Source organism: Falsihalocynthiibacter arcticus (assembly GCF_000812665.2).
Classification (GTDB): Bacteria; Pseudomonadota; Alphaproteobacteria; order Rhodobacterales; family Rhodobacteraceae; genus Falsihalocynthiibacter; species Falsihalocynthiibacter arcticus.
The window spans coordinates 439,018-463,049 of sequence record NZ_CP014327.1 but is presented as its reverse complement, the minus strand read 5'-3'; the positions used below and the strand labels follow the sequence as shown (position 1 = coordinate 463,049).

At 55.5% G+C, this 24,032-nt stretch carries 22 protein-coding genes; 12 read left to right on the top strand and 10 right to left on the bottom strand.

Annotation, left to right across the window (positions count from 1 at the left end; all coding sequences use genetic code 11):
- Positions 1 to 179 precede the first annotated feature (179 nt).
- From RC74_RS02285 to gndA, 3 genes are read left to right on the top strand one after another with little or no spacing between them, the layout of a single operon-like run.
- Positions 180 to 1,361, top strand: a complete 1,182-nt coding sequence (locus tag RC74_RS02285; protein ID WP_039002727.1) for an aspartate aminotransferase family protein — start codon at positions 180 to 182, stop codon at positions 1,359 to 1,361.
- Positions 1,362 to 1,389: 28 nt separating this feature from the next.
- A complete protein-coding gene (gene argF / locus RC74_RS02280; protein ID WP_039002726.1) occupies positions 1,390 to 2,316 on the top strand; it encodes an ornithine carbamoyltransferase in 927 nt (308 codons plus the stop codon).
- Positions 2,317 to 2,370: 54 nt separating this feature from the next.
- Positions 2,371 to 3,795, top strand: coding sequence for an NADP-dependent phosphogluconate dehydrogenase (gene gndA, locus RC74_RS02275; protein ID WP_039002725.1), 1,425 nt, complete (start codon positions 2,371 to 2,373; stop codon positions 3,793 to 3,795).
- A 65-nt stretch (positions 3,796 to 3,860) separates the two neighbouring features.
- On the opposite strand, the gene RC74_RS02270 is transcribed toward gndA, so the two are convergent.
- The 4 genes from RC74_RS02270 to RC74_RS02255 form a co-directional block, all read right to left on the bottom strand.
- Positions 3,861 to 5,342 (bottom strand): inorganic phosphate transporter, encoded by a 1,482-nt coding sequence (locus RC74_RS02270; RefSeq protein ID WP_039002724.1) that lies wholly within the window; start codon positions 5,340 to 5,342, stop codon positions 3,861 to 3,863.
- Between the two features lie 75 nt (positions 5,343 to 5,417).
- Positions 5,418 to 5,873, bottom strand: a complete 456-nt coding sequence (locus RC74_RS02265) for an NUDIX hydrolase (RefSeq protein ID WP_039002723.1) — start codon at positions 5,871 to 5,873, stop codon at positions 5,418 to 5,420.
- Positions 5,874 to 5,940: 67 nt separating this feature from the next.
- Positions 5,941 to 8,481 carry an ATP-dependent helicase HrpB gene (gene hrpB / locus RC74_RS02260; protein WP_082802160.1) on the bottom strand — a complete coding sequence of 847 codons (2,541 nt, stop codon included), beginning with the start codon at positions 8,479 to 8,481 and terminating at the stop codon, positions 5,941 to 5,943.
- Positions 8,420 to 9,157 carry a DUF3108 domain-containing protein gene (locus tag RC74_RS02255; protein ID WP_039002722.1) on the bottom strand — a complete coding sequence of 246 codons (738 nt, stop codon included), beginning with the start codon at positions 9,155 to 9,157 and terminating at the stop codon, positions 8,420 to 8,422. Before RC74_RS02255 ends, hrpB begins: the two co-directional genes overlap by 62 nt.
- A 116-nt stretch (positions 9,158 to 9,273) precedes the next feature.
- On the opposite strand from RC74_RS02255, the gene meaB reads away from it, so the two are divergent.
- The 4 genes from meaB to RC74_RS02235 all read left to right on the top strand — a co-directional run bounded on the left by meaB (position 9,274) and on the right by RC74_RS02235 (position 11,817).
- Complete coding sequence (gene meaB / locus RC74_RS02250; protein WP_236940015.1) at positions 9,274 to 10,272, top strand: methylmalonyl Co-A mutase-associated GTPase MeaB; 999 nt, start codon at positions 9,274 to 9,276, stop codon at positions 10,270 to 10,272.
- A 199-nt stretch (positions 10,273 to 10,471) separates the two neighbouring features.
- Positions 10,472 to 10,762, top strand: a complete 291-nt coding sequence (gene rpmB, locus RC74_RS02245) for a 50S ribosomal protein L28 (protein ID WP_039002721.1) — start codon at positions 10,472 to 10,474, stop codon at positions 10,760 to 10,762.
- Between the two features lie 36 nt (positions 10,763 to 10,798).
- The gene (locus RC74_RS02240) at positions 10,799 to 11,263 is read left to right on the top strand and encodes a DUF2946 family protein (protein ID WP_052274891.1); all 465 of its coding nucleotides are present in this window, start codon (positions 10,799 to 10,801) and stop codon (positions 11,261 to 11,263) included.
- A 53-nt stretch (positions 11,264 to 11,316) separates the two neighbouring features.
- Positions 11,317 to 11,817 (top strand): copper chaperone PCu(A)C, encoded by a 501-nt coding sequence (locus tag RC74_RS02235; RefSeq protein ID WP_039002720.1) that lies wholly within the window; start codon positions 11,317 to 11,319, stop codon positions 11,815 to 11,817.
- A 55-nt stretch (positions 11,818 to 11,872) separates the two neighbouring features.
- On the opposite strand, the gene RC74_RS02230 is transcribed toward RC74_RS02235, so the two are convergent.
- The gene (locus RC74_RS02230; protein ID WP_052274890.1) at positions 11,873 to 12,202 is read right to left on the bottom strand and encodes a hypothetical protein; all 330 of its coding nucleotides are present in this window, start codon (positions 12,200 to 12,202) and stop codon (positions 11,873 to 11,875) included.
- A 297-nt stretch (positions 12,203 to 12,499) separates the two neighbouring features.
- Between RC74_RS02230 and lepA the strand changes: the two genes are divergently transcribed.
- Positions 12,500 to 14,299, top strand: a complete 1,800-nt coding sequence (gene lepA / locus RC74_RS02220) for a translation elongation factor 4 (protein WP_039002718.1) — start codon at positions 12,500 to 12,502, stop codon at positions 14,297 to 14,299.
- 570 nt (positions 14,300 to 14,869) lie between these two features.
- On the opposite strand, the gene RC74_RS02215 is transcribed toward lepA, so the two are convergent.
- Positions 14,870 to 15,157, bottom strand: coding sequence for a type II toxin-antitoxin system Phd/YefM family antitoxin (locus RC74_RS02215; RefSeq protein ID WP_039002716.1), 288 nt, complete (start codon positions 15,155 to 15,157; stop codon positions 14,870 to 14,872).
- 161 nt (positions 15,158 to 15,318) lie between these two features.
- Here RC74_RS02215 and RC74_RS02210 point away from each other — a divergent pair, with 161 nt between their 5' ends.
- Together RC74_RS02210 and RC74_RS02205 are read left to right on the top strand one after the other, a co-directional pair.
- On the top strand, positions 15,319 to 15,876 hold the full coding sequence (locus RC74_RS02210; RefSeq protein ID WP_039002715.1) for a PhnA domain-containing protein: 558 nt from the start codon (positions 15,319 to 15,321) through the stop codon (positions 15,874 to 15,876).
- Positions 15,877 to 15,947: 71 nt separating this feature from the next.
- Entirely contained in the window at positions 15,948 to 16,130 is a 183-nt protein-coding gene (locus tag RC74_RS02205) for a hypothetical protein (RefSeq protein ID WP_039002714.1), read from the top strand.
- 2 nt (positions 16,131 to 16,132) lie between these two features.
- Here RC74_RS02205 and RC74_RS02200 read toward each other — a convergent pair whose 3' ends face one another.
- A complete protein-coding gene (locus RC74_RS02200; protein ID WP_039002713.1) occupies positions 16,133 to 16,888 on the bottom strand; it encodes an alpha/beta fold hydrolase in 756 nt (251 codons plus the stop codon).
- An 85-nt stretch (positions 16,889 to 16,973) separates the two neighbouring features.
- Between RC74_RS02200 and RC74_RS02195 the strand changes: the two genes are divergently transcribed.
- On the top strand, positions 16,974 to 17,345 hold the full coding sequence (locus tag RC74_RS02195) for a hypothetical protein (RefSeq protein ID WP_052274889.1): 372 nt from the start codon (positions 16,974 to 16,976) through the stop codon (positions 17,343 to 17,345).
- 56 nt (positions 17,346 to 17,401) lie between these two features.
- Here the strand turns inward: RC74_RS02195 and glyA are convergent, their stop codons facing one another.
- On the bottom strand, positions 17,402 to 18,697 hold the full coding sequence (glyA, locus tag RC74_RS02190) for a serine hydroxymethyltransferase (RefSeq protein WP_039002746.1): 1,296 nt from the start codon (positions 18,695 to 18,697) through the stop codon (positions 17,402 to 17,404).
- A 185-nt stretch (positions 18,698 to 18,882) separates the two neighbouring features.
- Between glyA and RC74_RS02185 the strand changes: the two genes are divergently transcribed.
- Positions 18,883 to 19,644 carry an NAD kinase gene (locus tag RC74_RS02185; protein WP_039002712.1) on the top strand — a complete coding sequence of 254 codons (762 nt, stop codon included), beginning with the start codon at positions 18,883 to 18,885 and terminating at the stop codon, positions 19,642 to 19,644.
- A 34-nt stretch (positions 19,645 to 19,678) separates the two neighbouring features.
- Here RC74_RS02185 and prpE read toward each other — a convergent pair whose 3' ends face one another.
- On the bottom strand, positions 19,679 to 21,568 hold the full coding sequence (gene prpE, locus RC74_RS02180) for a propionate-CoA ligase PrpE (protein WP_039002711.1): 1,890 nt from the start codon (positions 21,566 to 21,568) through the stop codon (positions 19,679 to 19,681).
- Between the two features lie 108 nt (positions 21,569 to 21,676).
- The gene (locus RC74_RS02175; RefSeq protein WP_039002710.1) at positions 21,677 to 23,962 is read right to left on the bottom strand and encodes an NADP-dependent malic enzyme; all 2,286 of its coding nucleotides are present in this window, start codon (positions 23,960 to 23,962) and stop codon (positions 21,677 to 21,679) included.
- Between the last annotated feature and the right edge of the window lie 70 nt (positions 23,963 to 24,032).

The following is a 24,032-nucleotide window of genomic DNA, read 5'->3' as shown; positions in this document are numbered from 1 at the left end:
GAGATGTCGATATACGCATCGGCATGATCATAAGCACAAATATCTCGAACCGACGCCGACGCTAATTAAGCTGCGGCCCATTCGCTATTGATCCTGCGCAAAATCGCGCACCCCTCTCCAAAATCTTGACATGCCTGTGCCCTTGCGGCACCAAAGTCTCTTTTACAAGGACCAACCCGATGATTTCATCCGTTCTTCCGACCTACAATCGCGCTCCCCTTACCTTCGTTAAAGGCGAAGGCGCTTGGTTGATTGAAGCCGACGGACGCCGATTCTTGGACCTTGGGGCAGGGATCGCAGTCGCCGCTTTGGGCCATGCAAACCCCACACTTGTTGCGGCTTTGACCGAGCAGGCGCAAAACCTGTGGCACACCTCCAACCTCTATGAAATCCCCCAACAGACCGCGCTGGCGAATGCTTTGGTCGAGGCCAGCTTCGCCGATACCGTGTTTTTTACCAATTCGGGTACCGAAGCCTGTGAACTCGCGGTAAAAATGGCGCGGAAATATTGGTTTGATAAAGGCGAACCCGAACGTGTCGAAATCCTAACGTTCGACGGCTCTTTCCACGGGCGTTCCGCGGCAGGTATTGCTGCGGCGGGATCGGAAAAAATGACCAAGGGCTTTGGCCCCCTCGTCGCTGGATTCGTCCATCTACCTTTCGGCGATACTGAGGCCGTCAAAGAGGCACTGTCCGACAAAACGGCAGCAATCCTGATCGAACCCATCCAAGGCGAAGGCGGCATTCGCGTCCTTCCCGACGCCGACCTCAAGGCCCTGCGCGCGATTTGTGACGAGGCGGGGATCTTGCTTATTCTTGATGAAGTTCAATGCGGTATGGGCCGCACAGGTTGCCTTTTCGCGCATGAATGGGCGGGGATTACCCCCGACATTATGATGGTTGCCAAAGGCATCGGCGGCGGCTTCCCGATTGGTGCGGTCCTTGCCACCGAAAATGCCGCCTCCGGCATGACCGCTGGCACGCACGGCTCGACTTACGGCGGCAATCCTCTGGCCTGCGCCGTCGGAAATGCTGTGATGCGCGAAATCAACACCCCCGAATTCCTCGCCGAGGTGAACCGCAAAGCGGGCCTCTTACGGCAGGGGCTAGAAGGGCTTGTCGCCTCCCATCCTGACGTGTTCACCGAGGTGCGCGGAATGGGTCTTATGCTCGGCCTCAAATGTGTGCCCGCCCCTGGTGACGTCGTTGCTGCTGGTTACCAAAATGAGGTTATCACTGTCCCTGCCGCCGATAATGTCATCCGCCTGCTGCCCCCGCTAAACCTCACCGACGAAGATATCGCCCAAGCGTTCGCGCGCCTGGATGCCACAGCAAAAACGATCGAAAACGCCTTGCTCTAAGCAACCTCGGCTCGCTAAGGAATTACAAATGAACCATTTTCTCGATATCCACAAAACTGATCCCGCTGATTTGCGGGCGATGATTGAACAAGCGCACACAATGAAAAAAGCGCGCGCTGGCCTGCCAAAGGGCACCCTTGATGCCGAACAACCCCTCGCGGGCCAAATGGTCGCGCTGATCTTTGAAAAACCCTCAACCCGCACGCGCGTTTCTTTTGACGTGGGCGTGCGCCAGATGGGCGGCCAAACGCTGGTCCTTTCTGGTAGCGATATGCAACTCGGTCACGGCGAAAGCATCGCCGATACCGCCCGTGTTCTCTCGCGCTATGTCGATCTGATTATGATCCGCACATTTGAGGAATCCACCCTTCTGGAGCTTGCCGAAAACGCCTCTGTACCGGTGATCAACGGCCTGACAAACCGCACACACCCTTGCCAAATTATGGCCGACATCCAAACCTTTGAGGAGCACAACGGCCCAATCAAAGGCAAGAAAGTCGTTTGGATGGGCGATGGCAACAACGTCGCCGCCTCCTTTATCCATGCCGCGGGCCAGTTTGGATTCGATCTCACCTTTTCAGGCCCCGAACAACTTGATCCCGAAGCGGAATTTATCGCCGCGGCGCGGGCAAAAGGCGTGAAAATCGAGATCGAACGCGATGCTGAAAAAGCCGTTGAGGGCGCCGACCTCGTGGTCGCCGATACTTGGGTTTCCATGCATGATCCCCAATCCGCGCGCCAACGTCGCCACAACCTTCTTTACCCCTATCAGGTGAATAAAGGCTTGATGCAAAACGCAAAAAACGACGCTTTGTTTATGCACTGCCTTCCGGCCCACCGCGAAGAAGAGGTGACAAACGAGGTCATGGACGGCCCGCAATCGGTGATTTTTGATGAGGCTGAAAACCGTCTTCATGCACAAAAAGCCGTGATGCGCTGGTGTCTTGGCGTTTAAAGTCCTATTTGTGGTCGTTAACGCAAACACGACCACAGATTTAAGGGACATCACATGTCGGATAATGGGGATAAGGCTGCAATCGGCCTGATTGGACTTGGCACAATGGGCAGCGCGCTTGCGCTCAACATCGCGGACAATGGCTATAAAATCGCGGTGACGAACCGCACAGTTTCCCGCGTCGCGGAATTTACGCGCGACGCCGGAGATTTGGCTAAAAACCTTGTTGGATGTGATGATATCGCAAGCTTCGTCGCCTCCCTCGAAACGCCCCGCGCGATCATTTTGATGGTGCCCGCAGGGCAAGCTTTTGATGATCAAATTGAGGCCTTGAAGCCTTTTCTTGACCAAGGCGACACCATCATTGACGCTGGCAACACCAATTTCCACGACACCCGTCGCCGCGACGCCGCCCTTGCCGCCGAAGGGTTCCGCTTCATTGGCATGGGCGTTTCTGGTGGTGAAGAGGGCGCGCGTTTCGGCCCGTCCATCATGGTCGGTGGCCCCGTTGAAAGCTTCACCCCGATTGAGCCGATCATCATGGCAATCGCCGCGAAATATCAAGGCGACCCCTGTGCCGCGCATCTTGGCCCCGATGGCGCGGGTCACTTTGTAAAAACCGTTCACAACGGTATCGAATATGCCGACATGCAATTGATCGCCGAAGTTTGGGGTATTCTGCGCGATGGTCAGGGGAAATCCGCGGCCGAAGCGGGTGCCTTGTTCGACCGCTGGAACGAGGGTGATCTCAAGAGCTACCTCGTTGAAATCACAGGTAAAGCACTGGGTTCCGTCGACGCTGAAACCGGCAAAGCGATGGTCGACATTATCCTCGACCGTGCTGGGCAAAAGGGCACGGGCCGTTGGACGGTGATCGAAGCCCTTGGCCTTGGACAGTCCGCCTCCACGATTGAGGCCGCCGTCGGCGCACGCAGTTGGTCTGCGGTCAAAGACGTGCGTGAAGCGGGAGCTGAAATCCTGAAAGTTACCCCTGAAGGCGGCGCATCTGTAAGCGAAGAAGACCTCGCCGAGGCACTCCTTGCCGCGCGAATTTTGGCCTATGCACAGGGCTTTGACATTCTAACGGCTGCGTCTGAAACCTATAAATGGGACTTGGATATGGCGCGGGTCGCCGAAATTTGGCGCGCAGGATGTATCATTCGTTCAGCTCTGCTTGATGATATTTCGGCCGCCTTCCGCGGTGACATGCCCAAAGGTCGCTTGATCCTTGCGCCTGCCTTTGCCAAACGCCTGATCGCAGGTTCTGCGGCATTGCGCCGTGTGGTTGCCTCCGCTGCGATGAACGGCCAGCCAACCCCTGCGTTCTCCGCCGCTTTGGCCTATTTCGACACGATGCGCCAAGCGCGCGGCACCACCGATTTGGTGCAAGCGCAACGCGATTTCTTTGGGGCGCATGGGTTTGAACGGGTTGATCAACCCGGCGCTCATCACGGGCCATGGGCGATGAACCCTAAGTAAATAAGGGCCTAAGCCACCACTAATTGCAACGCCGAGAGTCCAGTAAGGCTCTCGGCGCTTTTGTTTTAGCCAATGACGAAGTTGAGGAAGTAGAAAATCCCAGCCGACATTATCGCGGCAGCGGGCACGGTGATCACCCATGCCGCGATGATTGTCATAAAGTGGCTGCGCCGCACCAATTTGCGTCGACGCCGCTCCTCAACCGCGATGCGCTTCTCTGGTGCACGCGTTTCGCGGCTCTTGGCAAGGCGACGTTCCGTACTCCATTCTCGATAGAATCCAACGCCGAAAATACCGCCAATTGCGATATGCGTTGAACTCACAGGCAGGCCCAACCAGCTGGCGATAATTACGGTCACCGCAGCGGAAAGGGCGACGCAATAGGCGCGCATCGGGTTGAGCTTGGTGATCTGGCTGCCCACCATGCGGATGAGTTTTGGACCAAACAGCACAAGACCAAACGAAATGCCAAGCGCCCCAATCACCATAACCCAGAGGGGAATTTCAACCTTCGACGAAAAGTCGCCAAATTCAGCAGCGTGGACGATGGCCGCTAATGGCCCCACCGCATTTGCAACGTCATTGGCCCCATGCGCAAACGACAGCATGGCGGCCGAAATCACGAGGGGGGCCGCAAAAAGCGCCTTGAGGGATTTGTTGCGATTCTCAAGCCCTTCAGACTGGCGTTTGATCAGCGGCGCAGAAACAACATAGACAACCGCGCCGATACCCGCGCCAATCAACAACGCCATGCCGATGTCAATTTCGATGATTTTTTTCAAGCCTTTAAGCGAAAGATACGCCGAAAAAGCCGCCGCCATGACTCCCATCAAAACAGGCACCCACTTGCGCGCCGCTGCGATTTTGTCGTCCTGATAGATAATTTTCGCTTTGATAAATGCCAGACACGCCGCCGCGATTGCGCCGCCCAAAACCGGAGAAATTACCCAACTTGCCGCGATTGTTCCCATCGTTGGCCAATTCACCACAGAAAAGCCAGCCGCCGCGATCCCCGCGCCCATGACGCCGCCAACCACAGAGTGGGTGGTGGAAACAGGTGCGCCGACGAAGGTTGCGAGGTTGACCCAAAGGGCCGAGCTGATCAAGGCGGCCATCATGGCCCAGATGAATACTTTGGTGTCCGTAAAGCTCGCGGGGTCGATAATCCCTTTTGAGATCGTAGAAACAACATCTCCGCCCGCTATCAAGGCTCCCGCACTCTCGAAAAATGCAGCAATAACAATGGCCGACCCCAAAGTCAGGGCGTTGGCGCCAACCGCTGGGCCCATGTTGTTCGCGACGTCGTTGGCGCCAATATTGATCGCCATATACGCGCCAAAACCTGCCGCAGCGATGACAACGAAATTGGACGAAGTGGCGTCAAAGAAAATGGCGGCGGTAATGATGGTCAGCGCAATAAAGGCGAGTGCGATACCTGGGGCCACCAACGGCCGCGACACATATGCGGTCGCTGACTCAAGCTGGCTGATCCGGTTAAGGTCTTTGTCCAGCGTCTGCCACTGGTTGGTCTTTGGAGAATCCGACATGTGTTACCCCTCGGCTACGTTGCGGAAGCGCTAAACGTCGCAGCCGAGTGGATCAAGAGTTTTGTCGAGAAACTGTTACAATGCCGCCAAAATAGCACTTAGTTCTGGTTCCTGAACCATATTCGCCGCTTCCGTTGGCGTCACCCATTTGCGTTCGCGCTGATCAGCTTCAGGGAATTTGTCGCAAATTTCCGTCACGGTCATTTCAAATACCGACGTATCACACCAAGAAATTCCACCGGAATCCATCGACTTTTCGTACGAAAAATGCCCGATGGGGGTGCTGTTGACTTCGCCTTTGACGCCCGCTTCTTCCCACGCTTCCTGCATCGCAGCATTGGGCGCATCGAGTCCGTCAATGGGCCAACCTTTTGGTAAAATCCAGCGGCCTGTATCGCGGCTGGTGATCAAAAGGACGCGTTTGTCCACTCCCTTGCCCTGATAGCAAAGCGCAGCAACTTGAACCCGCGCGGGGCGTTTAAAAATTGGGGACACGTATTCTGCCCAAGCTTTCTTGAGTGCATTCGTCATTCTACTCGCCTCGTTTTTATTATTTTTGCTAAATATACGTTAATTTTAAGTAAAAGGCAACTTTTGCTTACTTCCGAGGCTTGGCGCGCAGGGTTGGTTTTTCCTGCGTCGGGTCGTCCGGCCACGGATGTTTCGGATAGCGCCCCCGCATATCTTTTCGCACATCCACATAGGATGTCGCCCAAAACCCCGGAAGATCCGCCGTTGTTTGCAGGGGTTTGCGTGCGGGCGAAAGAAGAGTGATTCGCAAAGGGATGTGCGTGGGGCCAACGGTTGGATGCTGCGAAACGCCAAACATTTCTTGCAAACGCACGGCGATTTCGGGCGCCTCTCCCGCGTAGTCAATCGGCACTTTATTCCCAAGCGGCGTCACAAAACTCGCGGGCGCGAGGCGATCAAGGGTTTGGGTTTGCTCCCACGTCAGCATTTGGCGCAGGGCTTCGGATGGATCGAAATTCCGCAGTTGTCCCTCGGTTTTGAGGCCCAGAAGATGGGGGAGAAGCCATGTCTCGGCGCTGTCCAAAAGGCTTTGGCTTTCCGTCTGGGGAAAGCCATCCGATTCAAACAGGGCAATCCGCGCAAGGAGGCGATCCGAGACTGCAGTGCGCGGTAGGCCGATCTCGCGAATCCCCTCCAGCGCGGCTTGGGCCATTTGCTCCTCTGGCGCGTCGCTCCAATGTTGCTCCGTCAGAACTAGCGCCCCCAAACGCTCCTCGCGCCGCGCAATAACCCTTTTGTCCCGCCGCGACCACCGACAGGTCTTTTGCCATTGGATTTGATCTGGGAACAGGGCGCGAAGGCTTGACGCGGATAGGGGGATTGCCTGGCGAATACGGGCTTCATGCAATGCGCCGTCCAAATCCGTTGCCACCAAAAGGTCAAGTTTTGCCAGCGGATCAACCTCATCCATAATCGCCCCTTTGCCACCCGATAATAGAAACCGTGGGGCAGGCCCATTTCGCCGCAAAGCAATACGGTCTGGATAGGCCAAAGCAGCCAATTCCGCAGTTGAGTATTTAGGGCCAGAATGTTTGATATGTGAAACCAGCCGCGCAAGGGATTTCGCATCGCTGCGCAGGGTTTGTATCGCGGCACGATGCAGCGTGTAGGGATGCGATCGTTGAAATTCCTTGGGGTTCTCAATGGCTTTCAGACGCAGGCTGACATCTGACGGGGCACCCCTTAAGGGATCTCGGCCGGCAATAAGCGCGGCCAGTGGTGCACCCGCCGCACCGCCCAAAAGGAGCATATGTCCAAGTCGCGGATGTACGGGAAGGGCGGCGATTTTACGGCCATGCGGTGTAATTCTGCCGCTTACGTCCAGCGCGCCCAACTCCAGCAGGAGCCGTTTTGCCTCGGCAAAGCCACCCGCACTCGGCGGTGTAAGAAATGCTAACTCGTCTGGTGAGGCGGCCCCCCAAAGGGCAAGCTCAAGTACAAGCGAGGTCAGATCTGCGGCTTCGACTTCGGCGGGCGCAAAGGCGGGCAGGGCACCCTCTTGGCCCTTGGTCCAAAGCCGATAGCATGTGCCCGCACAAACCCGCCCCGCGCGGCCACGGCGTTGTTCTGCTTCGGCGCGGGACACGGGCTCGGTCACAAGGCGCGACATGCCAGAATTGGGATCAAACCGGGCACGGCGCGCGCGGCCACAATCAACCACGACCTGGATGTCCTGAATGGTGAGGGAGGTTTCGGCGATGGAGGTGGCCAGAACAATCTTTCGCCCCGATTTTGCGGGGGAAATTGCGGCGCGTTGATCGGCGAAACTCATGGCGCCAAAAAGCGTATGGATGGTGATGTCGGAAGAAACGCGTCCCGCAAGCAGTCCTGCGACGCGCCGTATTTCGCCCTCGCCAGGGAGGAAAACAAGAATGCCACCCTCGGTTTCTTGGGCCGCCTGCGCAACCAAATCCGCGGAGGCATGTTCAAAACGGATGGTTTTGGCAAGAGGTTTGGGTAGGTGCAAGGTCTCGACGGCAAAGGCCCGCCCCTCCGAGGTGACAATAGGTGCGTCGTTAAGCAAAGCGGCGACGGGGGCGGCATCCAACGTGGCGGACATGACCACCAGTTTGAGATCGGGCCGCAACGCGCCGCGGATTTCCCAAGCTAGCGCCAAGCCCAAATCGGCATTCAAGCTACGTTCGTGGAATTCATCAAAGATCACGACGGACACCCCAGAAAGCTCCGCGTCGGACTGAATCATCCGCGTAAGGATGCCTTCGGTCACGACCTCGATGCGCGTGGCAGGGCCGACGACGCTCTCGCCTTTAATGCGATAGCCAACCGTCTGGCCAACCTTCTCGCCCAAGGATTGCGCCATCCGTTCCGCCGCCGCACGGGTCGCCAAACGACGGGGTTCGAGCATCAGAATCCGCCCGCCACCTTCGCTCAAATCCGCGAGGCTGGCTTCCAGAAGCACCAATGGAACGCGTGTCGTTTTCCCCGCCCCAGGAGGGGCCTGCAAAACGACACGGCCCTCGCTTCGGAGGGCCGCGACCAGCGCAGGGAGGGCGTCATCTATAGGCAGTTTTTCGTGGCGCACGTCGTTACTTTCGTTTGATGACGACTTTGCCAAAAAGGGACTCAGAACTGATGCGCTGAACACCATAGCGGCCGTCGCTTAAGGCCCCATAGGTCAAGGTGAAGCGGAAGTCGGTGCGTTCTTGCATGTCTTCGGGGGAGAAGCCACCGAGCCTGCGATAAACCCCACTACAGGAAATTTCGTTCCCGTTCTTGCTCGGAGCACCAAGCACGATTTCGCTCAGGCGTCGCCCGTCAAACATCTTTTGATTCAAAGTACAGGCGTTACTCTCTTCCACATTCCGCAAAGTGCTATAGATCATGGAAAGCGGATCGAGCGTGCCTTTTTGCCCCGCGGGATTTACATCATAGTCCCGTTTGGTGCGTGGTGGATCAAGCTTGAGAACTTGCGGCACGCCGTTTTTGTAATTCAACTGCGAACTTTGCTCGCGCCGCCCCGTGTCGGCCTGTTCGGCGTAGGATTGCGGGCTGAGTTTGCCGTTTTTCACCGCGCCTTTGACCTGTGCTTTGTAGCTGACCTTAACAAGTGAGCCGATAAGACCGGTGCTGCGCACGTAGCCCGCAACCTGATAGGCCTTGCCATTGTTTTGAGCGCTAATTGTCAGCTGCCCTGCAGGGATGCCGCCGATATAGAGCTTGAAATCGCCGTTTTCTGCTTGCGCCTGCGCGGTGGTGCCGCCGATCGCCAGCAGAGTCGCCACGCCAAGGCTGGCTGCAATAAGGCGTAAATTGAATGTCCGCATGAAATGAGTGTTCCTTCTTGTCTTTACCCAAGGTATGTCAAAAAGATGGGGTAAAAGGAATTGTTATCCAATATCATGACTACATCGCGTTACGAAAACCGGCGAAAGGCTGCCAATTGAGCGCACAGACTATTACAGAACGCGCACAATCGGTGCTTAACGGGAATCGCCGTGCCCTTGCGCGGGCGATCACCTTGATTGAAAGCGCCAAGCCCAGCCACCGTGTAGAGGCGCTTGCCTTGCTCGATGCGCTGCGCGCCGCCGGACCCCAACCCGCCCGCCAAGCTCTTCGGATTGGCTTGTCCGGGACGCCAGGGGTCGGCAAATCCACCTTCATTGAGAGCTTTGGCATGATGCTGGTGGGGCAGGGGTTGCGCGTGGCGGTCCTCGCTGTGGACCCAAGCTCGACGCGCTCTGGTGGCTCTATTCTGGGCGATAAAACCCGCATGAACCTGCTGGCGCGCGAAGCCAACGCCTATATCCGCCCCACCCCCAGCAGCAACCGTCTGGGCGGTGTTGCCCGCCGCACACGCGAAGCGACCATCCTCTGCGAGGCCGCAGGGTTTGACATTATCCTCATCGAAACCGTCGGCGTGGGCCAAAGCGAAACCATGGTCGCGGGCATCTCCGACGTCTTCCTCCTCCTAATGGCCCCCGCAGGTGGCGACGAGTTGCAGGGCGTGAAGCGCGGCATCATGGAAATCGCCGACATGATTGTGGTCAACAAGGCCGACGGCGACCTTAAGCCCGCCGCGACCCGTACCTGTGCCGATTATGCGGGGGCCTTGATGTTGTTGCGCAAGCGCGAGCAAGACCCCGAGGGCTTTCCCAAGGCCATGCTCGCCTCCGCCATTGAGGAAAACGGGCTGGACGCGATTTGGGCTGAAGTCCAAGCGTTGATTGCATGGCGCAAATCGGCAGGGATCTGGCAGAAGAATCGCACAGCTCAAGCGGCAGCGTGGTTTCGCGAAGAAGTCGAAGCTGGCCTTTTGGCCCGACTCACCGAGGATTTTACCCTGAAATCCGCTTTTGAGCGCGAAATGGACGCCGTTCAGCGCGGCGAGTCCACCCCATCTGCCGCCGCCGCCACGGTGCTTGGGGCCTTGAAAGACTGACAATTCGCAGATAATTCACCCCAAGGCGCTTTTTGCACGAATTCTGGGCAATCAAACCCGCCAGCCGCTTGACGGCCCCAGTGATTCCGCGTATCAGCCCCAGACGGAATTCAGGGTATCCCTTTTCGGATGCCCATTTTATGTTATCGGCCACAGATCGGGATACGCCCGTGATCGGCCACGATCTGAGGAATACATCATGTCACGTCGTTGCGAATTGACTGGAAAAGGCCCTATGTCTGGCAACAATGTCAGCCATGCTAAAAACCGTACGCGTCGTCGGTTCTTGCCGAACTTGAACGACGTTTCGTTGCAGTCCGAAATGCTCGGTCGCACGTTCAAATTCAGAATCTCTGCTGCGGCTCTTCGCTCCGTTGATCACCGTGGTGGTCTGGACGCATATCTTGCCAAAGCAAAAGACACTGAGCTTTCTATCTCCGCTCAGAAAGTCAAGAAAGACATCGCTAAAGCGCAAGCTACAGCAGCCTAATATCGCTCAGTCACTTGCCAATAGGTGAGTCTCTGGATGATCAGTTTTAAAAGCCTCACCTTTTTGGTGGGGCTTTTTGCTTTTCACTTACGCGCCGTTTTGTCGCTTTGCCTCCCCCAGTGGGAGGCCTATAGTTGGCGGATGTTTATCCCTCGTTCAAAATCCACATCAATGCTCGCCGCTGTTTTAGCGCTGGTTATGGTTTTGACCAGCATGGCAACCGCAATGGGGCAAATGCGGGGGGCAGCCGTCGGCGAGATGGTTCTTTGCACGGGATACGGTCCGCGCGTTGTTCAAATTGATGCACAGGGGCAGCCTGTCGAGGCGCGCACAACCTGTCCCGATTGCCTCCTTTCCGCCGTCATTCTTGAAGCGCCCGCGTCGAAGTTCACAACGGATATGGTGTTTACATCTGCGGATTTGCGGCGCGTTTCGGTGGCATTCCCCACACGTCCCGCGCGCAGCAAGGCCCACAGTCCGCGCGCGCCACCTTTGGCCTGACATCCCGCGTCAAAACACTCTAACACCCCAAAATCATTACGAAAGGGCATCCTATGTCTTTCACTTTATCCCTACGCGCGCCGCTCGTCGCCGCGTTTATCGCCGCTTTTGCCTTGCCCGCAAGTGCCGAAATCCTGATCCACGACGCCTATGCGCGCTCCGCGACTCCCGTGGCCAAAACGGGCGCGGCGTTTTTTGAAGTTATGAACACGGGCGAGGCCGACCAACTTATTGGCGTGTCGTCCGATATCGCTCCGCGCGTTGAGTTGCATACCCACAAGGACATGGGCAATGGCATCATGAAAATGATGCATGTGGAGGAGGGATTCGCGATTCCGGCCGATGGGATGTACCAACTTAAACGCGGTGGCGATCACGTCATGATGATGGGATTGGACAAGGGGTTGGCAAATGGCGAGACCGTTTCAATTGTCTTGCATTTTGAAAACGCGGGCGATGTCGCGGTTGAAATTCCCGTAGACAATGATCGCACGCCAGAGGACGAGGCCGACCACTCTTCAATGGATCACGAAACACCCGAAGTCTCGCAATAAACGGCTGGGATAGGGGCGTGGGAAATCGCGCCCCTATTTCACCTAAATTCGCAGCTTAACCCCTGCAGAATGTGGCCGCCGTTTGGCCGAACTCTTTGTACCGAAGCCAGAATTTCTCGTGGCTACTATTGTTCGACTGGCGGATTTCTTGCGCCCTGTGGGGGTCATCAAAAAACTTCGCTGCGGTTTTTTGGTCGCTGCGGGAAAGCATCATATCCGCAACATCTTGAATACACCCGCACAAGGGTTTCGATGCGGCTTTGCGCTCTGATTTCACACATGCACGCTCAATTGTCTTGGCAGCGTGAACTTCTGAAACGGGGAGGGAAACTGTCGCCAATGGGGCCATGCAGAGGGCTAGAACGGCCATTTTAAAAGGTTTCATAAGAATTGCCTATAGTTTGATTTCGCTCAGTCCGCCCGCTTCGGGATCATCACTGGGCCTGCTACCCTGACAATATTGCAAATTTTTCATCACAAATCAATTCCATATATATTGCGGTCCATATGCCCAAAAGCCACAGGATTTGGGTTTTACGCCTGATTGCCCAAGTCCCAAAACCGCAAGAATCGCAGGCAATGAACCGCCCCCACCAGAATTCGTTCAAAATAACGCCGAACTGCCCTTCCAAACGATCAACCCCGCTTGACCAAACCACAATTCCACCGCATATCAAACGCTATGACTGATCTTGATAAAATCCGCAATTTCTCAATCGTGGCGCATATTGACCACGGTAAATCCACCCTCGCTGACCGGCTCATCCAAGAGACCGGCACTGTGGCCCTGCGCGATATGCAAGCCCAGATGCTCGACAGCATGGATATCGAGCGCGAGCGCGGCATTACCATCAAGGCCAACACCGTGCGCATCAATTACAAGGCGGACGACGGGTTCGATTACGTTCTCAATCTGATCGACACCCCCGGCCACGTGGATTTCGCCTACGAAGTGTCCCGCAGCATGCGCGCCGTCGAGGGCTCGCTCCTCGTTGTCGATGCCAGCCAAGGCGTTGAGGCCCAAACCCTCGCCAATGTGTACCACGCTTTGGATGCCGACCACGAAATCGTTCCCATCCTGAATAAAATCGACCTGCCAGCGGCGGATTGTGATCGCGTCGCCGAGCAAATCGAAGACGTCATCGGCATCGACGCCTCTGGCGCTATCCAAGTTTCCGCCAAAACCGGCCAAGGCATCCACGAAACCCTCGAGGCCATCGTCACCCGCCTTCCAGCCCCAAAAGGCGACCGTTCCGCGCCGCTCAAGGCCATGCTAGTCGACAGTTGGTACGACGCCTACCTCGGCGTGATCGTCCTTGTGCGCATCATTGATGGCGTCCTGAAAAAGGGCGACAAAATCCGCATGATGCAAAACGGTTCTGTCCATCCCGTTGATCGCATTGGCGTTTTCAAACCCGGTATGATCATGATCGACGAGCTTGGTCCCGGCGAAATCGGCTTCCTCACCGCCTCGATCAAACAGGTCCGCGACACCCGTGTTGGCGATACGATCACCCATGAAAAAGGCGGCTGTACCCAAGCACTGCCCGGTTTCAAACCCGCGCAACCCGTTGTTTTCTGTGGCCTCTTCCCCGTAGATGCCGCCGAATTCGAAGACCTGCGCGATTCTATCGAGAAGCTCGCCCTCAACGACGCCTCCTTCAGCTACGAGATGGAAACCTCCGCCGCGCTGGGCTTTGGCTTCCGCTGTGGCTTCCTTGGCCTCCTCCACCTTGAGGTGATCCGCGACCGTATCGAGCGCGAATATGACATCGACCTGATCACCACCGCGCCCTCGGTAATCTATCATATCTTGATGAAAGACGGCACCGATCAGGAGCTGCACAACCCCGCCGACATGCCCGATCTCACCTATGTCGAGCACATCAAAGAGCCGCGCATCAAGGCCACAATCCTTGTGCCCGACGAGTATCTCGGCGACGTCCTCAAACTCTGCCAAGACCGCCGCGGCGTGCAACTCGACCTCACCTATGCGGGCTCCCGCGCCATGGTTGTCTATGATTTGCCCCTCAATGAAGTGGTCTTTGATTTCTACGACCGTCTAAAATCGGTCACCAAAGGCTATGCGTCTTTTGACTATCAAATGATCGGCTACCAAGAAGATTTCCTCGTGAAAATGACCGTCCTCGTCAACGAGGAACCCGTCGACGCGCTCTCCACCATGGTCCACCGTGATCGCGCCGAACAACGGGGCCGCGCCATGGTTGAAAAACTAAAAGACCTGATCCCGCGTCACATGTTTAAAATCCCGATCCAAGCCGCCATCGGTGGCCGCGTCGTCGCACGCGAAACCCTCTCTGCCATGCGCAAAGACGTGACCGCGAAATGCTACGGCGGCGACATGACCCGCAAGAAAAAGCTGCTCGAGAAGCAGAAAAAAGGCAAAAAGAAAATGCGCCAATTCGGGAAAGTAGAAATCCCGCAGCAAGCGTTTATTAATGCGCTGAAAATGGACGATTAAGCCAAGCCGCCCCTCGGGGCGGCTTTTTTGTGGCTGGCACGTGTTTTATCATAGAAACCTGTGAGAGCTGTTGAGCTTGTACACGAAACCTGTATGATTTTAAGAGGACTGCTAGGGAAAGAGCTTGGAATCTCTACCCTAGCAGCGCCGACTCTGTTGCGATGCAACCGTACATTCCTTTTGGAAGGGAGCGTAAGCACACAATACAGCCTTCCAAACGGAATCAGCAATACTTATCAGCGCCATATTGTGGTACGTTGCAAATATGACCATACATCTAGTAAACTTATGCGTCTTGAATCTAGGGAATGTACCTCGTTAAGCTTCGGGAGGCGAGAATGCACTCAATACGAGTGTTTTCGATTATATAGTCGAACGGCTTCGGGTTTTCCGCCAAACTGTGCCTGATTTTCCAAATCAGGCAGCGCCCGATCCGCCCCCACGGGGCGGGCGCTTCGCTTCCACCCCTCGGATCGTGCGCCGCATCCCACACCCGTTGCACCCCCTCAAACCATCCACCTCCAAATTCCCCTCACCAAAACCAAACCGCGCCCCCCCCAAACCAAAGCTTCATTCCCCCATCTCCTTCACCCGCCGAATCCGCGCCGCCAGCGCATCCGACCAAACCCCGTATTTCGTCATGAGCACGCTCGGCCGTTTCCCCGTTACAGGGTCGCGCTCCCCGTGGGTCTCGTCGTCCTGTTTCTCCCAAATGCGGTGCAGGTCCTCCATCGGCACAATCGCCCCAATAGGTTTGCCATGCATCGCGATCACCGCAATTTTCTTGCCATGCTGAACCTGCCCCAAAATCCGTGACATTTCCCACCGCAACTCCGTCGCATTCACCTCAAAAACCATCGTTGCCCTCTTTAAAAAGTTTAAAAACCGACCCTCAGAGTATTTAAAAACTTTAAACTTTCGCCTGTTTCAACGCGCGGCGCGTTAACGAGTGCCCTTGGCAAACCAAGTGTCGCTCTGCTACAGATAGAGGATAAAAATGTTCCCTTGGAGATCCCCCAATGCCCCTTAATGCCCTCTCAGCTCGTTCCGGCGATCAATGTGAATTATGCGGCTCAAGCGACGCCTTGGGGGTCCATGATGTGGGCCCGAATTCCGACAACACCGTGCATATGTCGGCTCATATTTGCCAGAAATGCCGCGCACAGATTGACGGTGAACTCGACCCAAGTCATTGGCGTTGCTTGACTTCTGCCATGTGGAGCGAGCACGAACCCGTAAAAGTCCTCGTCTGGCGCTTGCTGGATCGCCTCAAAGCCGAAGCATGGGCGCACGACCTTTTTGACATGCTCTACCTTGACGAAGCCACTCTAGAATGGGCCAAAGCCGGTGCCGAAACCCCCGCGTTGATCCACAAAGATTGCAACGGCAACGTGCTCTCCGCAGGGGATTCAGTCACCCTCGTCAAAGCCCTCCCCGTAAAAGGCGCAGGCTTCACCGCCAAGCAAGGCACTGCGGTACGAAACATCTCTCTCGTGTCCGACAACGCAGGCCACATCGAAGGCCGCGTAGAAGGGCAACGTATTGTTATCCTGACGGAATTTGTAAAAAAGAGCTAGATGACATAGATCAAGGTAAGCTCCGAGAAAACCCGTAATGATCCCCGCAGAACGCGCAAAAGGAGCCTGATATGAACCGTTTAACACTGCTGATGTTTACCATAATTGCCCCCAGTATGGCAGGCCTCGGCGTCATCATCGCGCTGGTCACAGGCAACGATACTCTGACCCCGATTTTGATCGCGGCCGCCCTTGGGTTTGTCGCGGGTTTTCCGGTCTCTTATTTTGTTTCCAAGAAAATTGCAGATCTTTAAGGCTAGCTGAAAAACGCCCGAATACTGGCCTCAAAGTCACGTGGGTTTTCGGCGTGCAGCCAATGCCCGACGTCGGGCATTTTTGCAAAATAGACGTTTGAAAACAACGCTTTAATGAGGGGGCGATGCGCGGGCAAAACATACTCTGATGCGCCGCCAGATAAAAACAGCGTCGGCTTGTCAAACACGCCCGTTAGTTCAGGAAAACCAAGAATCCTATCCATTTGATCTGTCAAAACGTCCAGATTAAGACGCCATTCCTGCGCCTTAACGTCGAGGGATTGCAGCAAAAACGCGCGCACACCGTCCTCTGGAATTGCATCGCGCAGTAGACGATCAGCATCAGAACGTTTCTCAACCTGCGCAAGGTCCAGTGACCGCATCGCCTCAATAAGGGGCATTTGCGTATGAGAATACGCAACCGGCGCAATATCCGCGACGAGCAACCGGTTCACAAGATCAGGCGATTGAACCGCCAAAACCATCGCCGCTTTGCCTCCCATCGAATGCCCCAATACATCCATGGGCGCGCCGAGGTCGTTGATGACATGCGCAAGGTCATTGGCCATATCCATATAGCTTTGCGATGAATATCGCGGACTCTCGCCGTGGTTGCGCATATCGACAGTATGGACAACGCGGTCCTCAGCGAGGCGTTTTGCGATAACACCCCAATTGCGCGCCGATCCAAACAGGCCGTGCACGATTAAGAGGGGCGGGAGGGCGCTTGAATGACCCTGTGTATAGGTTTTCAACATATCTTTCTGTACCTCGAAAAATTCCTTTAGGCCAGTGGCTTGAGCTGAATCCCTTTGGCCTGTAAGGTCTTGGGACGAGGTATTTATGAATTCAAGATCCCCCCGAGACTGCGCCGATGAGGTTGCGACCCTTTTGAAAAAACAACTGTCCGTTGGCGGCACAGGGCTTGACGTAAAGCTGCGGCGTGGTGGGCGACTTTTGCCGCGACATGTGCGCAAGGACGCGGAATTTCTGGCGAGCGCGGCCGCAGCCTCGCAAAATCCAAAGTTGCAGCGTTTTGTAGATTCTGGACGGGTTGAAAAGTCGTATCTAAATTGCCTCAAACACCTTAAAGGGATCGACAAAAGCAAACGCCGCACGGATGTTTTTCTAAGTGTTTTGAGTGGGGTAGCGTTGGGAATTCTCATTCCAGCGGCGCTTTTTACGACAGTACTCGTCTGGCGTGGGTATCTGTAAATACGCGTGTCGGTGAGGCCTAGCGCGGAGGCAAGGCTTCACCGTTTTTCAATATCTTAGAGGTTGTCGTAAATTGGGAAGCGCGCACAGAGTGCGGCGACTTTGATTTTTACAGCCGCTTCGATATCGTGGTTTCCGTCTTCGCCATTTGCCGCGAGGCCGTCCACAACTTCGACGATCATATCGGCAATTTCACGGAATTCAGCTTCGTCGAATCCGCGTGTTGTGCCTGCGGGTGTTCCCAATCGAATGCCCGATGTTACGAAGGGTTTCTCAGGGTCAAACGGGATGCCGTTCTTGTTTGTCGTGATGTTCGCGCGTTGCAGCGCTTTCTCTGTGGCGTTGCCTTTGACATTTTTGGGGCGCAAATCAACCAGCATAACATGCGTGTCTGTGCCGCCTGTTACGATGTCCAAGCCGCCTTTCATAAGCTGGTCTGCAAGGGCAACCGCGTTCGCACGCACGCGCTTTTGGTAGGCTTTGAACTCAGGGCGCAGCGCTTCGCCAAAGGCGACGGCCTTGCCTGCAATCACGTGCATCAAGGGGCCGCCTTGAATGCCGGGGAAGATTGCCGAGTTGATTTTTTTCGCAATATCCGCGTCGTTGGTCAGGATCATCCCGCCGCGTGGGCCGCGCAAAGTCTTGTGCGTGGTGGTTGTCACGACATCTGCGTATGGGAACGGGGAAGGGTGCTCTCCTGCGGCAGCAAGGCCCGCAAAGTGCGCCATATCAACCATCAAATAGGCGCCTACGCTGTCGGCAATCTCGCGGAACTTCACGAAGTCGATCTGACGGGGAATCGCGGACCCGCCCGCAATGATGAGTTTTGGTTGGTGCTCGGTGGCGAGGGCTTGGATTTGATCGTAGTCGATCAAGTTGTCCTGCAGGCGCACACCGTATTGAATGGCGTTGAACCATTTGCCGGATTGGTTTGGAGCTGCGCCGTGGGTCAGGTGCCCGCCGGAGGCAAGGTTCATCCCAAGGATGGTGTCGCCGGGCTTGATGAGGGCCGTGAAGGCGCCTTGGTTGGCTTGCGAGCCTGAGTTTGGTTGGACGTTGGCAAATTCACAGCCAAAAAGTTTTTTCGCGCGATCGATTGCCAATTGTTCCGCAATATCAACATACTGGCAGCCACCGTAATACCGTTTTCCCGGGTAACCTTCGGCATATTTGTTGGTTAGGACGGTGCCTTGTGCCTCCATCACGGCTGCGGAAACGATGTTTTCGCTGGCGATCAATTCGATTTCGTCGCGTTGGCGGCCAAGTTCTTGGCGCGTTACGGCGAAAATTTCAGGATCACGGGTCTCAAGGCTTTCGGTGAAAAAACCTGGGTCGTTGCTGTTTACGGTCATCGTGGGCTCCATGGCGCGTGAAATGTTTAGGCCTTGTAGCGGTCTCGCGCCTTTCACAAAAGCCTGTTTCGCGGCATTTGTATGATATTTTGCGCCATATACATCAATTCGTGTGATCAAATATTTCCTATCTGGTCTTGTGTTTCCGATCTGCACGGGCAAACGTGGGCGAAAATGGGAATGACATGAGCGCTAGAATACACTTCAAGGCAAACGGTACCGACATTTCACAGGCGGCACTTGCCCGTTTTCAGGCCCAGTTTGGCGACGCCCCTGAGGAAGACTGCGATGTGATCGTGGTGTTTGGTGGGGACGGCATGATGTTGCAAACCCTTCATTCCACACAACATTTGAACACGCCCGTTTTCGGGATGAACTGTGGCACCGTTGGTTTTCTGACGAACAAATACAGTGATGACAACCTTGAGGAACGGCTGCGACAGGTCGAGGAAGAAATATTGAATCCGCTGCGCATGCACTCTGTTTCTACCGAAGGTGTGGAGCACGACCAGCTGGCAATCAACGAAGTTTCGCTTTTGCGCGCGGGGCCACAGGCCGCCAAGTTGCGCATTACTGTCGACGGGCATGTGCGGCTTTCGGAACTGATTTGCGATGGGGCCTTGGTGTCGACGCCGGCGGGGTCAACGGCCTATAACTATTCGGCGCACGGACCGATTTTGCCGATTGGGTCTGATGTTTTGGCTTTGACACCGATGGCCGCGTTCCGTCCACGGCGTTGGCGTGGGGCCTTGCTTCCAAAGGCGGCCAAAGTTCGCTTTGATGTGTTAGAACCCGAAAAACGCCCCGTGATGGTTGCCGCCGACAGTCGCTCCGAGCAGGATGTCTTGTCGGTTGAAATCTATAGCGATCCAACCATTGAGCATCGCATTCTCTTTGATGAGGGGCATGGGCTAAAAGAGCGTCTTCTCCGAGAGCAATTCGTTTAGCGCGGAGCGAGCGGCCCTTTCGGGCCGCCCAATCCTATTGCGCCAGACCGACGGTTTGCAAAGCGACCCGAATTTCATCGAGCACGACCGGATCGTCAATGGTTGCGGGCATTTTGAAATCTTCGCTGTCGGCGATTTTAACCATGGTCGCCCGAAGAATTTTCCCCGAACGGGTCTTTGGCAATCTTTCAACCACAATTGCCGTTTTGAAGGCCGCAACAGGCCCGATTTTTTCGCGCACCAGCTTGACGATTTCGGCGGTAATTTCACTGTTTGGACGTGTCACACCTGAATTGAGACACAACAAGCCCAGCGGCATTTGCCCCTTCAACGCATCAGCGACACCAATGACGGCACATTCTGCAACATCTTGATGGCTGGCCAAGACTTCTTCCATCGCCCCCGTCGAAAGCCGGTGGCCCGCAACGTTGATGACGTCGTCGGTGCGCGCCATAATATAGAGATAGCCGTCGTCATCGATATAACCCGCGTCGCCGGTTTCGTAATAGCCGGGGAAGTGTTCTAAGTAACTGGACATAAACCGCTTTTCGGCATTCCAAAGCGTTGGAAGTGTGCCCGGCGGCAGGGGAAGTTTGATGGCAATTGCCCCAAATCCACCCGTCGGCATTGGGTGACCGCCTTCGTCCAAAATCTGAACGTCATAGCCGGGCATCGCAACCGAAGGAGAGCCGAGTTTTACCGGCAGCTTTTCAATTCCCATAGGGTTCGCTGCGATCGCCCAGCCTGTTTCGGTCTGCCACCAATGGTCAATCACCGGAACGTTCAGCTTTTCCTGCGCCCATGTGATGGTGTCAGGGTCCGCCCGCTCGCCCGCCAAATAAACGGTTTTGAGGCAGGAGAGGTCGTATTTTTTGATGAACTCCCCCGTTGGGTCCTCGCGTTTTACGGCGCGAAAGGCCGTTGGTGCGGTAAAGAAACTTGCGACTTTGTGCTCGGAAATAACCCGCCAAAATGTTCCCGCATCAGGGGTGCCAATGGGCTTGCCCTCGAACACAATTGTGGTGTTCCCATGCACAAGCGGACCATAGCAAATATAGCTGTGTCCAACCACCCAACCAACATCCGAGGCGGCCCAAAAGACTTCGCCTGGGTCGACGTTGTAGACGTTTTTCATGGTCCAATTCAACGCAACAAGGTGCCCGCCGGTGGAGCGAACGACGCCCTTCGGGGCGCCTGTTGTGCCTGATGTATAGAGAATATAGGCGGGATGGTCGCCCGAAACGGGAACGCATTCTGCGGGGGCTATGCCATGCTGAAATCCGTGCCAATTAAAGTCACGTCCCTCAATAAGCTTTGCAACCTCTTGTTCTCGTTGAAGAACAACGCAAAAATCAGGCTTGTGTGTGGCAAGGTCGATCGCGCCATCAAGCAGGGGTTTGTAATGGACGACCCGTCCGGGCTCGACCCCGCAGGAGGCGGCGATGATTGCTTTTGGTTTTGCGTCATCAATCCGCACGGCAAGTTCATTCGCTGCAAATCCGCCAAAGACCACCGAGTGGATCGCCCCAAGGCGCGCGCAGGCAAGCATGGCTTCGAGCGCTTCTGGAACCATGGGCATATAGATAAGGACGCGGTCGCCTTTTTCGACACCTTTGGCCCGCAAAGCCCCCGCCAAGCTGGCCACGCGATCCCGTAATTCTAGGAACGTGATTTCGCGTTTTGTGTGGGTGATGGGGCTGTCGTAAATGATGGCGGTTTGATCCGCGCGGCCATTCTCAACATGACGGTCAACGGCGTTGTAGCACGCGTTTACTTGTCCGTCTTTGAACCATTCATACAGGGGAGCATTGTCGTCAAAGAGCGCTTTGCTTGGCTTTTTAACCCAATCAATACCTTCGGCGGCCTGCATCCAAAATGTTTCGGGGTCGTTCTTCCACGCTTCATAAACCCGGGTGAAACCCATGGTTGATCCTCCTCAGAATCGCGCTCTCTAGGCATTGATAGCGGCGCTGGAACGGGGCGGCAAGGGGATACAGGTGTCTTGACCTGCGCCCGATTGCCGCCCCACATTTTATTCGTAATATTCCACCGGTGTACCGGAAATCGCGCTCATGTTGAGCAAGCCGCGCGCCGTGATTGAGGGCGTAACGATATGTGCCTTGTTGCCCATGCCCATCAGGATTGGGCCGACCTCAAGTCCATTTGCCTTCATTTTCAATATGTTACGTACCCCACTGGCTGCGTCGGCATTGGTGAAGACCAGCACGTTGGCAGCCCCTTCAAGGCGGCAATCCGGAAAAATACGCGCTCGAACGTCGGGGTCAAGGGCCGCATCAATGTGCATTTCCCCCTCATAGACAAAACTGCGGGTTTGGCTGTCGAGAATATCAAGCGCCGCGCGGGCGCGTTCGCCTGTGCCGCCGTTTAAGTTGCCAAATTGAGAGTAGGAACAAATTGCAATTTTGGGAGCGACACCGAAGCGTTGCACGTGTCGCGCAGCGCCAATCACGCTTTCGGCAATTTGTGCGGGCGTCGGTTCAAGATGGACATGGGTGTCGGCAATAAAGAGTGGCCCGTCCTCAAGGATCATCATCGAAAGCGCGCCTACAGGGTGCAAACCGCCTTCCCCCGTTCCCAAAATTTCCTGCACATATTTCAGGTGCCAGAGGTATTGGCCAAAGGTTCCACAAATCATGCTGTCGGCTTCGCCGCGTTGAACCATGATGGCACCAATGGCGGTATTATTGGTGTGCATAATGGCTTTGGCGATATCCGGTGTAACGCCGTGTCGCGCCATAAGCTTATGATATGTCTGCCAATATTCGCGATAACGTGAGTCATTTTCGGGGTTAACGAGATCAAAGTCACGCCCAGGTCTGATGTTGAGGCCCGCGCGTTCACAACGGCTTTCGATCACGTCTGGACGACCAATCAGGATAGGCTTGTCGGTCATGTCCTCTAGCATCGCGCTCGCAGCCCGCAAGACGCGCTCGTCTTCGCCCTCGGCAAAAACGATTTTTCGCTCTGCGGTGGCGGCAGCCATGAAAACAGGGCGCATAATGAGGGCGGATCTAAAGACGGAACCATCCAATTCACGTTTATAGGCGTCCAAATCTTCGATGGGACGTTCGGCAACACCGCTGGCGGCGGCGGCTTTGACAACGGCGCTGGCCACGACCCCAATGAGGCGCGGATCGAAGGGTTTTGGGATCAAATAGTCGCGCCCAAATGTCATTTGTTCGCCTTGATAGGCGGCGGCGGCCTCGGCGCTAGTGGTGGCGCGCGCAAGCTCGGCAATGCCTTCGATACAGGCAATTTGCATTTCGTCATTGATCACAGTTGCGCCCGCATCCAATGCACCACGGAAGATGAAGGGGAAGCAAAGCACGTTGTTCACTTGGTTGGGATAATCGCTACGCCCCGTTGCAATAATCGCGTCTGGCGCAACTTTGCGCACGTCTTCGGGCGAAATTTCTGGGTTCGGGTTGGCCAGTGCGAAAATAATCGGCTGGCTGGTCATTTTTGCGACCATTTCAGGCTTCAAAACTCCGGGGCCTGAGAGGCCAAGGAAAAGATCCGCACCGCCAATAACGTCATCCAACGTCCGACTGTCACTGGCTTGGGCGAACTCGGCTTTCTGTGGGGTCATTTCTTCGGTGCGGCCCTCGTAGACAAGACCTGCGATATCACAAAGCCAAACATTTTCGCGCTTGAGGCCAAGTTTTAATAGCATGTTCAGACACGCAATCCCTGCGGCGCCGCCACCCGTGGAGACCACTTTGATGTCTTCGAATTTCTTGCCTGTGACCCGCAAAGCATTGGTTGCCGCGGCCCCGACAACAATGGCTGTTCCGTGCTGGTCGTCGTGAAAAACAGGAATGCCCATGCGTTCGCGACAAATTTTCTCGACGATGAAACAATCGGGCGCTTTTATGTCTTCAAGGTTGATCGCGCCGAAGGTTGGCTCAAGGGCGCAAATAATGTCCGCCAGTTTCTCGGGGTCAGATTCGTTGATTTCGATGTCGAAACAGTCGATATTCGCGAATTTCTTAAAGAGGACAGCCTTGCCTTCCATGACAGGCTTACTGGCAAGGGCGCCGATATTGCCCAAGCCCAAAACAGCGGTCCCATTGGTTACGACGGCCACCAAATTGCCTCGCGAAGTATACTTGCGCGCCGTCGAGGGGTCTTTTTTGATCTCTAGGCTCGCCTCGGCCACACCTGGACTATAAGCGCGGGCAAGGTCGCGGCCATTGGCCAGTGGTTTCGTCGCGCGTATTTCCAATTTTCCGGGTTTAGGAAATTCGTGATAATCCAAGGCTGCTTGCCGGATTGTGTCATTTTTTGCGTCACTCATGGTGGGCCTCCCATATATAGTTTAGCATTAAACTACTTGTCATACTGACTATCTGAACGGCTTACACTAG